The organism is Streptomyces sp. MnatMP-M17, from assembly GCF_900091995.1.
In the GTDB taxonomy this organism is placed as follows: domain Bacteria; phylum Actinomycetota; class Actinomycetes; order Streptomycetales; family Streptomycetaceae; genus Streptomyces.
This window is the reverse complement of sequence record NZ_FMDK01000184.1, coordinates 1-11,775: the sequence shown is the minus strand read 5'-3', so window position 1 is coordinate 11,775 and position 11,775 is coordinate 1. Positions and strand designations below refer to the sequence as shown.

Genomic DNA, 11,775 nt, shown 5'->3' with positions numbered 1-11,775 from the left:
TTGGTTAGAGCAGCTGACTCTTAATCAGCGGGTCCGGGGTTCGAGTCCCTGGCGGCGCACGCACAGCGGAAGCCCTCTCATCGCGGATGAGAGGGCTTCGCTCGTTCCAACAACCGGTGACGCTTTGGCGCATGCTCGCCAACACACCGACCGTACCGGCCTATCAAATCGCCCAAACGATCGGCAATCGGCCCGTCCGAACCGGTGGTCGAGGAGGCACCGTTCCGGGTGGAACGTTCGATACCAATCACGCGGTAGCCGCGCGTGCGGGGGGGGATGACTCATGACGTCGACGCCGGACGGCGCACGCCAGGACAACGACGTTTCCCGGACCACTCAGCTACGGATCCCCTCACGCCTCAGAAGCGACGGACAGCGTCACTCGACAAGACATCCAGAGAGCCGCCCTGGAGAAAGCATGCTAATGTGACCGGCCGCGCACGCTTCGTGCCGGGTCGTAACGTCCGTCTATATTGACATCTCAGCCACAGGAGTCGGCTTGGCACATCGTGTGGGGATCGGCCGTTGTGCCGTGCTGCTGCTGACAGTTGCATCAGCGGCCAGCGCTCTCACCGGATGCTCCGTTCTGGAAGCCGGGCTCGACCGAGGCTGCGAGAACACCGAGAGCCGGGTCAAGGAGCTGGAATCGCACGACATCCTCGACTCCCGGCCCGAAGGAACCGTCGTACCTCAGGGCTTCGAGGATCTTGAGTCCGGCTGCTGGGCGGACAGCGGCGACGCCTCGGTATACGCCGATCGGACCTACGTATTCCCCGGCGACAAGGCCGAAGTGACCCGGTACTACCGGGCGGCGGCGGAGCGCGACGGCTGGGAGCTGTCTCAGACCTCCGCGAAGTCGTCGAAAGTAGAGCAGGCTGCGGATCTATGCTTCACCCTCGACAAGAGGGACAGCACGACGATGCTGGACGTCTACTTCCTGACCGAGGAAATCCTCGACGAGGAAGGGCGCAAGCCCGGGCCCGAATTCAACTCTGGATCCGGCTACCGTGTATCCATCACCTCCCCGGCAGACGGTTCCACGATCAGCTGCTCGGACTGAAACAGGCGATCGCCGACAAGGGCTGCAGCTTCCGGAAAGTCCGCCTCTGCCTTTCGCCGGTGAGGCCGCCCGCATAGGCACCCCCGAACGCGGCAGCCGGGGCCTCCGTCGCCTCAACCGGACTCGCACGGCGGCCAGTCGACTTACCCCACGGACCTACCGTAGGGCGTTCCCTCATTGGCTGATGATCGATGATCACGGAGTCTTTCCGCCCCAGAGCATCGGCAACATGGGTGGGCTTCTCCTGACGCGACAACTTCGGAGGCAGCGGCACAAGAAAAGCCGGAGGCTGCTGCGTGCCTTCCGCGGGGTCGTGCGGACCCCCACCGAACCGTCCGGGGTCGGCCCTTGTGCCAGGAGAAGCAACAGCGCCCGAACCAGGCAGAACTGATGCAGTCTAAGGTTTTATACAGATATTTCCATAACCTGAGGGCCCGTGCCGATGCTAAAGGTCTAGTAAAAATCGACGGCGCGTACCACGCACCCCGGGTGATCAATATCGTCACGAATGCCCCTTCTTGCATACCTGGCGACTCGAAGGTTCACACAGGACGCCGCGAGTACCTCTTCGGGGGAGGCGCCGCCCCCCGCTACGAAACCGCATTGACACCTGTGCGCTACGTGTGAAGATCCTCGTGTGAATGCGGGATGCACCCGCACCGTCGCAAGGAGTGAGCTTTGATAGGCACGTTCCTCAGACCAGGGCGGGGACCGGACGCACCGTCCGTCCAGCCCTTCCTCCCCTTGACTCAGCTGAGACGCCTGCGTCCGGTGGTTGCAGCAGTCGTGCTGGCGATGGCGTTCGAGTCCGCCGTGATGGTCGGAACCGCCAACGTGGCAGCGGGCGTGGGAGTTGAAGCCGCCCCTGACGACAAGGGCAAGCCGGCGAAGGCCCTCGGGTCGGCAACTGCCGGGTCGGTGGCTGCCGCCCGCTTGAAGGCGAAGATCCAGAACCGTCAGATCGAGGCGCTGGACGCCCGTACCGAGACGTCCACCGTCCATGTGAACCCGAACGGCTCGGTGACCGAGGAGGCGTACGCCGGCCCGATCCGGTTCCGGGACGACCAGGGAGCGTGGCAGAACGTCGACGTTTCCCTGGAGAAGCTGTCGGACGGCTCGGTCAGGGCTCGGCGGCATCCGCACGGGCTGCGTCTGGCCGGCAAGAGCGCGGCCCCCAAGGGGCTGAAGAGCATTGGTGAGAAGACCGGTTCGGCCGGTGTTCCCCTGGTGACGCTGGAAGGTCGGACCGGGCAGCAACTGCAGCTGGGCTGGTACGGAGCGTTGCCCGCGCCAGCGATCGAGGGCGAGGAGAACAACATTGCTCGCTATCGAAACGCCCTCCCCTCGACAGACCTCCTGATCGAGTCGACGCGGACCGGCTATGAGCAGTTCCTTGAGCTGAAGGAACGTTCCGCCGTAGACGCGAGCGGTGCGATCGCCTACAGCCTGACGGCCAAGGGGCTGACTGCGAAGGCGAACGCGGACGGCTCGGTCTCCTTCGCCGACGCAAGGGGCAGAGCCGTGGGGGTCCTGCCCGCGCCGGTGATGTGGGACGCACAGGTGGATGAGAAGTCCGGCGAGCGCACGCACACCGCGTCGGTGGCGGTGAGGGTGGCGCAGAACGGCGACACCGTCACCCTGACCCTGACGCCGGACGCGAAGTTCCTGGCCGATGCCTCGACGCAGTTCCCGGTGACGATCGACCCCGCGATCAACGTGGGGGCGAGCTTCGACACCTTCGTCCAGGAGGGGTACACCACCGACCAGTCCGCCTCGACGGACCTGAAGCTCGGCAACAACGGCTCCTCGCAGGTGGCGCGGTCGTTCCTGTCATTCCCGATGAAGAACGTCACAGGCAAGCAGGTCACCGCGGCGAAGCTGAACCTGTTCGAGTACCACTCGTGGTCCTGCACGGCCAAGGACTGGGAGGTGTGGTCCACCGGGGCCGCGAGCACCTCCTCGCGGTGGACGGCGCAGCCGACCTGGGGGACGAAGTACGCCACCAGTACCCAGACCAAGGGCTTCTCCAGTGCCTGCAACGACGGCTGGGTGAGCGCGGACGTGACCTCGCTGGCCCAGGCGTGGGCGGCGAACGGCAGCAACACCAACCACCTGGGGCTGCGGGCCACGGACGAGGCCGACCCGTACGGTTGGAAGCGATTCAACTCCGGCAACGCCGCTTCCAGCACCCCCTATCTGTCGGTCACCTATAACTCGGTTCCCGGGGTACCGACACTGATAGCCCCGGCCAGTGCGGCCGCCACCAACGACACCACCCCGACACTGTCGGCAAAGGCCCTGGACGGCGACGGCTCGCAGGTCACCCTGGACTACGAGGTGTGGACCTCCACCGGCATGTCCGCCCTGCGCACCGGCAGCAGCGCCGCGGTCGCCTCCGGTGCCCAGGCCAACTGGACCCCCGCCGCGCTTGCGGCAGGCTCGTACAAATGGCGAGTGCGTGCCGGTGACGGCTCTGCCACCAGCGCCTGGTCGGCATTCCGCACCCTGACCGTGGACACCACCGCCCCCGCCACGACCGCGGTGGCCTCCACCGACTTCCCCGCCGGGCAATGGGCCGGCACTCCGGACAGCAGCGGCGACTTCACCGGCAGCTTTACCCTTACCCCGCCGACCGCGGACGTGAAGGAAGTCCAGTGGCAACTGGACGGCGGATCCTGGCAGTCGATCGCCACCACGGGCGCGGGCGTGACAGCTGAACCGACGTTCCGCGCGGGCAAGCACATCCTGACCGCCCGTACCAAGGACGCCGCCGGCAACGTCTCCGGTGCCACCATCTTCACCTTCTACGCGGGCTCGGGTGCGGCGCTGCTCACGCCGGCCCAGGGCGACCACCCGGCGCGGCGGACCGTGCTGACCGGCCAGGGCAAGACCATCGACACCGGGGTGCGCTACCAGTACCGGCGCGGTGAGACCGACACCTGGAAGGATGTCCCCGCCGCCGACGTGCGCCGTAAGGCGGACAACTCGGCCCTCGCTGCCTGGCCGGCGACGGTGACCGGTGGCCTGCCCGAGGCGTTGGTGTGGAACATCACCGACAGCCTCACCGAGGACGGCCCGATCGACGTCCGCGCGGTCTTCACCGACGGCACCAGCACCGACACCTCCCCTGCCACCTCCATCACCGTGGACCGCAATGCGGGGGCTGCCCCTACCCAGGCCACCGGTCCGGGCGATGTGAACACGCTCACCGGTGACTACGTCCTGTCCGCAACCGACAGTTCGGCATTCGGCCTGACCGCCAGCCGCACCGCGTCATCACGCCGTCCTACAGACGGCGGCCAGCAGGAAGGACAGGTCGCCATCTTCGGTCCGCAGTGGACCGCAGGCACTGCCGCAGAGCTCTCCGCCACCGAGTCGTTGTATATACGGAAAACCTCGAACACTTCTGTTGCGGTGGTGGACATAGACGGTGAAGAGACCGGGTTCACCGCGACGAGCGGCGGTGGCTGGAGGCCGGAGAAAGGGGCTGAGGCTCTGACCCTGACCGGCAGCCTGACCGGGGCCTTCACCTTGAAGGACCCCGATGGCATCACTTCGCAGTTCACCAAGATCGACGTGGCCGCTACGACCTGGCAGCTCTCCAAGAGCTCTCTCTCGACGGATAATTCCACTACCTCTCTGATCTCGGAGAAGGTCACCGTGGGCAGTACCGTACTGGCTCGCCCGAAGTACGCGATCGCTCCCACCTCGGCGGTGAGCAACGACACCTGCGCGAGCACTCCCTCCACCAAGGGCTGCCGGATCCTGGAGTACCAGTACGCCACCACGACCACGGCGACCAGCAGCACGCTGGGCGACTACGTCGGACAGGTCTCCCGCATCCGCCTGTGGTCCACCGACCCCGGCGCGACGAGCGCCACCGCCACGGTGATATCCAGTTACGCCTACGACGCCTCGGGACGCTTGCGTGAGCAGTGGGACCCGCGGGTCTCCCCGGCGTTGAAGACGGCCTACACCTACGACAGCGCGGGCCGTGTGGTTACCCAGACCACGTCGGGCGAGCTGCCGTGGACGTTCAAGTACGGCAAGGCGGGCTCCAGCGCAGTGGCCGGCGACGGCATGCTGCTGTCGGTGTCACGGCCGACGCTGAAGCCGGGCAGCAAGGACGAGACCGACGGCGGCAATGCGACCGTCTCCCTCGTCTATGACGTTCCGCTCTCCGGCACCGCGGCGCCGAACCAAGTCTCCCCGTCCGACGCCAAGCCGTGGGGGCAAACGGATGCGCCGACAGATGCCACCGCCATCTTCCCCGCCGACCAGGTGCCCGCATCCCACAGCGGAAGTGACCTCGGCGCAGGCGACTACGACAAGGCGATCACTACCTACACCAACGCCTCTGGACTCCAGGTCAACACCGGCCTACCCGGTCGGCACCTGACCACCACCCAGTACGACCCGTTCGGCAACGTCGTTTTCGAGTTGGGGGCCACCAACCGAGAGCTTGCGCTCGGTAACGCCGACTATCAGGTCAACACGCAGAGCGAACTTGGCATTCTCGCCGATTCGTCGGCTGAGCGAGCCTACAAGCTGGCCACGGTCGCAAAATATTCTGCTGACGGCAGGCGGCAGCTGGAACAGTATGGACCGCTGCACCTGGTCACCTTGACCAAGCAGCTCCAGGGTGACGCCAACAGTCCCAACATTCCGGCAGGTACCCAGGTGCCCGCACGTGAACACATCGTTACCCGATACGACGAAGGCCGTCCCACCGATGGGTCTGCTCTGGTCTTGGACCAGCCGACCACGACCACGACCGGCGCATCCGTCGAGGGCTACCCGAACGACGGTGACATCCGTACCACTGCAACCAGTTACGACTGGGCGAAAGGTCTTCCCACCAGCACGGTGACGGACCCGAGTGGGCTCAAGCTGACCCGTTCTTCCGTATTCGATGCCCAGGGCCGAACCATCAAGAATATTCAGCCCAAGTCCAACGGGACAGACGCAGGGACAATCGTTTCCCAGTACTGGTCTGCCAGCGGGAGTGGCACTTGTTCGGGGCGTCCGGAATGGGCAGACCTCCTGTGCTCCAGCGGCCCGGCAGGAAAAATCACAGGAGGGGGCTCGAACCCCGACGAGCTGCCCACCAAGACTCTCGAATATGACCGTTGGGGCAACGTCACCAAGGTCACCGAAACCGGCAACGGCGCCACACGCACCACTGTGACCACTTACGACGCCGCCGGGCGAGGAAAACAGAATCAGATCAGCGGGGGAGTCGGCACCGCAGTACCAACTCAGACCATCACGTACGATTCGGAAAATGGTCAGGTAGCCAGCGTCTCTGATGGGGTCACCACGGTTCGCCACGTCGCTGACAAGCTCGGCCGTGAGATCTCGTATGACGACGGCGCAGGCAACATAACGCGTACCGAGTACGATGCCAGTGACCGAATGACCCGGAGATCCGACTCGTCTCCTTCGGAAACTACGTACAGCTACGAAAGCCTGAACGGCTTGCCGACCCGGATGCATGACTCAGTCATGGGAACCATCGGCGACGTCACCGGCTCCTACGACTCCGACGGTCGCCTCTACAAGCAAAAGCTGCCCTGGAATATGGACGTCGAATTCAACCTTGACCCCACGGGTAGCGAGACTTCACGCTACTGGCACTGGGAGTCGGGATGGACCGTCCAAGGCGAGTCGACCAGCCAGAATATTCACGGCCAGGTCGTATCCCGCACCACCTATACCGGCGGCGGTGCGTACCAGGAATATTCCTACGACGCAGCCGGCCGCCTGACCAAGGCCGATGACACCCAAACCGGCGTCACCACCCACCGCAGTTACGGGTTGGATGACAACACCAACCGCACGTCGATGGTGACCGCAGTCGACGACGTGGATGGAGGAGCCCCGACCACCACGACGGTCAACTCCACCTACGACAGCGCCGACCGGCTGATTGCCGCCGGCACCGTCTATGACGCTTTCGGCCGCACCACTGCCCAGACGAGCGGTGCCGAGAACGCCTATTACGCCAACGACCTGATCCGCCAGATCACGGCACGCGGAGAGCGCACCACCTGGAACCTGGACGCGGTCGGAAGGCTCGCCTCGCACACGACCGAGAACCAGGACGACAACGGGACCTGGGCGACCACTGCGACCAAGCGCAACCACTACGGGGCAGACGGAGACAATCCCACGTGGATAAGCGAGGGCGACAGCAAGATCACCCGAACCCTGACAGACCTGACAGGGGATCTGATCGCCACCACTGGCGCCACTGGTGACGTAGTCCTCCAACTCGCCAACATCCATGGCGATATAACCACCCAAATTCCCCTGGTGGACGCCACCACTCCCGTCGTCAACAGCTACGACGAGTACGGCAACCGCCTGCCCGGAACAGATCCCGCACGCTACGGCTGGCTCGGCGGAATGCAGCGCTCTTCCGAGACCCCAAGCACTGTCACGCTCATGGGGGTGCGCCTCTACGACTCGGCCACAGGACGCTTCCTTTCCGTCGACCGAGTCCTCGGAGGCAACGCCAGCTCCTACGAATACTGCTTCGCCGACCCGGTGAACTGCTACGACATCAGCGGAAACTACAGCATCGGCGGACTCATTCCAGAGGCTACGATATGCGCACTATTCTTCCTGTGGTGTGCAGACATGTCCTATGTCACAGCATGGGCCCTAAGTGAAGCAAAGAAGAGGTACTCCGGAGCGAAGCAGAATGCATACCGCCACTGCATTTGGCAGGCGATGCTGACCTGGGCGGTCGGTTCATATCTTGCCAAGGCTCTTGGCAATGCCCATGAGAAGGCTGCAGGAAACAAAGAAGAAGATAAGCGGGACTCCAGGGCCGACAAGTACAACAATACGGTCGGAAGAAGCCTCGGCGCAAAGATCACGGCTTGGACCTACAAGAAGGCCAAAGAAACTGCATGCCGCTTCTGCAAAGACAAGGTCAAGAAGCATAAATTGAAATCGAACGACAAGGGGAAAGTTTGGGTCTAACGAAATGACCTCATAGGACTGGCGGTAAACGTAATTTCTATCCTCGTCCGAGGAAAGAGGTTACGGACAAGCGGGGTGGCGTGCGATCGCACGCCACCCCGTTGACAATTTGCAGTAGCCTGCCGATTCTCTTGGTGCGCCACCGTGCTTTTATGGAGATACGGATGGTCGCTGTCAGGAGCGCATCAGGTTTCTCGTTCTCACCCTTCTTTGTCTTTCTTTTTCTGAGCACCTCCCGTCGGACACGTTGCGCGCCTTACCTCGAGGTCATGAACATGAGCACGAACGGCCGCCAGCTGGATCTCAGGCCGACCAGAGACGTGATTCCCCCGGCCTTGCAGGGCTGGAGTCCTTCGAGCCCCTGATCCTGGAGCCCCTCGCCCAGAACGGCCTTCCCGCCGATGGTGGCCTTGGTGGAGATCCCGTAGCCGCTCCGTATCGCGCACCAGCGCGTATCGCGGGGACCGCTGGCGTGGCGCGCTACTTCGTATTGCGCGCCAGGTCCAGGGCGTACCGCGGATACCAGTCGCCCGCCTTGGGCCCGCCCTTGCAGTCGCCGTCCGACTCTCCGGGACGCTTCACCCACAGATACGCCTTGACCAGCGGATCGCCGGTGTCGGTCGTCGGTGCCTCGCCGAGGGCGCGGCCGGGAGGATTGCACCAGTTCTCGCCGGGATCGCCCTCGGTGTACGGGCCGTTGCCGTTGCGGCTGGTGTCTATCACGAACGGCTTGCCGCCGACCTTCTCGGAGAGCCGCTTGCCGAAGTCCGCGCTGGCCGCGGTGGGATAGAAGTTGGAGACATTGACCGAGAAGCCGTCCGCATCGGCGATGCCCGCCCACTGGAGCGGTTCGAAGAGCGCGTCGGGCGACTGCCAGCCCGCATTGCCCGCGTCGAGATAGACCGAGGTGGCAGGCTGCTCCTTGAGCCGCTTGACGGCGCCCTTGAGCAGGTCGTACCGCTCCTCGTGGAACTGGTCGGGCGTACAGCCGTCCACCAGGTGCAGTACGGCGTCGGGCTCCAGGATCACCGTGGCGCGGCGGTCGCCGATGCCCTTGGCGACCTGGTCGACCCAGGCGCGGTACGCGTTGCCGTCCGAGGCGCCGCCCTTGGAGAACTGGCCGCAGTCGCGGTGCGGAATGTTGTAGAGGACCAGCAGGGCGTCCCGGTCGGCCTTCGTGGCCGCCTCGGTGAAGCCCTTGGCCTGCGCCTCCGGAGTGTCGGGGCCGATCCACTCGGCGACCGGCTGTTCGGCGATCTTCCTGATCAGGGCGGCGCTGCGGGTGTCGCCCTTACCGGTGTACTCGGCGACCTGACGGGCCGCCGTGCCGTCCGGGTTGACCCAGTACGGAGCCTCCGCCTTGGGCCGCTGGCCTATCGGCGACACCTTCGTACCGCCGTCACCGTCACCGTTCCCGCCGCCGTCACCGTCGGAGGAACAGCCCGCCAGCAGCAGTACCGCACCCGCCGACGCACCCGCCGCTCCGGCCTTCAGCACCGCACGGACGCGCGCACCGCGACCGGAATAACTGCCGTACATCCACTCCCCCTTGATGCACTGTGCCCGAGACCGCCCTCCCCAGGCGCGCTCGGGCCCTGCCTTGCCCTGCTGTGCGTTGCCTTGCCGTGCGTTGCCGTGCCGTGCGTTGCCTGCCTTGTACGCACTGCCCGCCGATCAGTCGCGACGGGCCGTCACCAATCCTGGCATACCGGTACCCGCCGTCAGACGGATCGTTCCTCTTCGTGGGTGAGCTGTGACAGCCGCATCAGACGGGGCCCTTACGCCGTGGACGATAAACCTGGCGGCCGGGCCACGGTCGCAGCCGTACGGCGGAAGACCGCAGGTTCGAGGCGCTGGGACGGCAGCGGCCGGCGACGGCGACCGCCGCCACGCCCGCCAGGATCAGTCCGACCACCGCGTGCGAGGTGCCGGGCCCGGCCGAATCGGTCGGCTCGACGGGTCTCGGAGGTCCCAAGGGGCCCAGAGGCTCGGCGGATTCGGCGAGGCCGGCAGGGCCGACGGGGCCGCTGGATTCCGTAGATCCGGCAGATCCGCCGGCAGAGCCATGGGATCCGGCGGATCCGGCAGGTCCGTAGAATCCGGCGGGCCCGGCGTCCTCGCGCCCGGCTCCGGCCGCGCCGCCGGGGGCGACGGCCGACGGCGTGAGAGCGCCCCGTACGGAGTCCTGGGCCTGGGCCAGGGACTCATGGGCCTGGGTGACGGAGTCATGGGCCCGGGTCACGGTGAGACCGAGGACCGGCGCGGCCGCCAGGACGGCGGCGGCCACCCACACGGCACGGAGACGGGGCAACCCTGAACGCATCGTGAACCTCCTGATACTCAGAGACTCACCGGTGCGACGGCCTTCCGCATCCGCAGCGCGCGGCTAACGCGCCGCATCCCTCGCTGACGTGCTCAGATGCGATCCACAAGATCGGCGATCGAGTCAACGACCGTGGAGGGACGGAAGGGATAGCGATCGATATCGGCGGGATTCGTCATCCCGGTCAGCACCAGGAACGTCTCCATGCCCGCCTCCAGACCGGCCAGCACATCGGTGTCCATCCGGTCGCCGATCATCGCGCTGGTCTCGGAGTGCGCGCCTATCGCGTTGAGCCCGGTGCGCATCATCAGCGGGTTCGGCTTGCCCGCGAAGTACGGGTCCTTGCCGGTGGCCTTGGTGATCAGCGCGGCGACCGCGCCCGTCGCGGGCAGCGGGCCCTCGGTCGAGGGTCCTGTCTCGTCGGGATTGGTGCAGATGAACCGCGCTCCGCCGTTGATCAGCCGGATCGCCCTGGTCAGCGCCTCGAAACTGTAGGTACGGGTCTCACCGAGCACCACATAGTCCGGCTCGTGGTCGGTGAGGATATAGCCGATGTCGTGCAGCGCGGTGGTCAGTCCCGCCTCGCCGATGACATAGGCCGTGCCGTCGGGACGCTGGGCCTCCAGGAACTTGGCGGTGGCGAGCGCCGAGGTCCAGATGTTGTCGACGGGTACGTCGAGTCCCATCCGGGCCAGCCGTGCCTGGAGATCGCGCGGTGTGTAGATGGAGTTGTTGGTGAGGACGAGGAAGGGCTTGCCCGACTCTCTCAGTCGCTTGATGAACTCGGCGGCGCCGGGGATCGGGATCCCTTCGTGAATGAGCACACCGTCCATGTCGGTGAGCCACGACTCGATCGGCTTGCGCTCTGCCACTGACTGTTCTCCGCTCTGCGGTGGCCAATACTCCATATGGTCCGACCCGCCCAGCGTAACGAGGGTGTGGCGCGGACGGTACAAGCGTCCACGGCCCGAGCGGAGGGCCGTCGGCGCGGCTCCGGAGGGCCCTGTGGGCGTGAGTGGCACGGAGGATCGGGTCGTCCGTCAACTCGCGTTGCGGCCGGGGAGGTTCGGCGAGGATTCGGCGAGAGGCCCGGGACGCGGCGTACCTCAGAACTGGTCGTCGCGGCGTACCTCAGAGCCGGTCGTCGTTGCCGTTCGTACGGTCCGGACGGACGGCGCGGTCGGTACGGTCGGTACGGAGTCGCCTGACGCCCACGGCGAGTACGGCTCCGGCCGTCAGCAGGGCAGCGAACGCGGCGGTACGGCTGAGGAGATCGCTGTCGGACTCGGTACGGGCGAACTGCTGGGCCCCGGGCGGGGACCCGGGCGGCCGGTCGCCGGGCGCGGGATGCCCGGCGGTGGGCGCGGGCGTACGCGGGGCGGTACGGCCCTGCTCGCTCGCT

Annotated in this window: 5 protein-coding genes and 1 pseudogene; 2 read left to right on the top strand and 4 right to left on the bottom strand. The window is 65.8% G+C overall.

Annotation, left to right across the window (positions count from 1 at the left end; all coding sequences use genetic code 11):
* Nucleotides 1–499: 499 nt before the first annotated feature.
* Both GA0115259_RS09080 and GA0115259_RS09075 read left to right on the top strand, forming a co-directional pair.
* On the top strand, nt 500–1,060 hold the full coding sequence (locus GA0115259_RS09080) for a hypothetical protein (RefSeq protein WP_093593494.1): 561 nt from the start codon (nt 500–502) through the stop codon (nt 1,058–1,060).
* Nucleotides 1,061–1,804: 744 nt separating this feature from the next.
* Complete coding sequence (locus tag GA0115259_RS09075) at nt 1,805–8,050, top strand: DNRLRE domain-containing protein (RefSeq protein ID WP_256097950.1); 6,246 nt, start codon at nt 1,805–1,807, stop codon at nt 8,048–8,050.
* A gap of 480 nt (nt 8,051–8,530) precedes the next feature.
* Here GA0115259_RS09075 and GA0115259_RS09070 read toward each other — a convergent pair whose 3' ends face one another.
* The 4 genes and pseudogenes from GA0115259_RS09070 to GA0115259_RS40125 form a co-directional block, all read right to left on the bottom strand.
* On the bottom strand, nt 8,531–9,589 hold the full coding sequence (locus GA0115259_RS09070; protein WP_093593491.1) for a glycoside hydrolase family 6 protein: 1,059 nt from the start codon (nt 9,587–9,589) through the stop codon (nt 8,531–8,533).
* Nucleotides 9,590–9,815: 226 nt separating this feature from the next.
* A complete protein-coding gene (locus tag GA0115259_RS09065; RefSeq protein ID WP_141716499.1) occupies nt 9,816–10,373 on the bottom strand; it encodes a hypothetical protein in 558 nt (185 codons plus the stop codon).
* A gap of 92 nt (nt 10,374–10,465) precedes the next feature.
* Nucleotides 10,466–11,245, bottom strand: coding sequence for an HAD-IIA family hydrolase (locus tag GA0115259_RS09060; RefSeq protein ID WP_093593485.1), 780 nt, complete (start codon nt 11,243–11,245; stop codon nt 10,466–10,468).
* A 259-nt stretch (nt 11,246–11,504) separates the two neighbouring features.
* A pseudogene (locus GA0115259_RS40125) lies at nt 11,505–11,775 on the bottom strand (hypothetical protein); the annotation flags it as partial.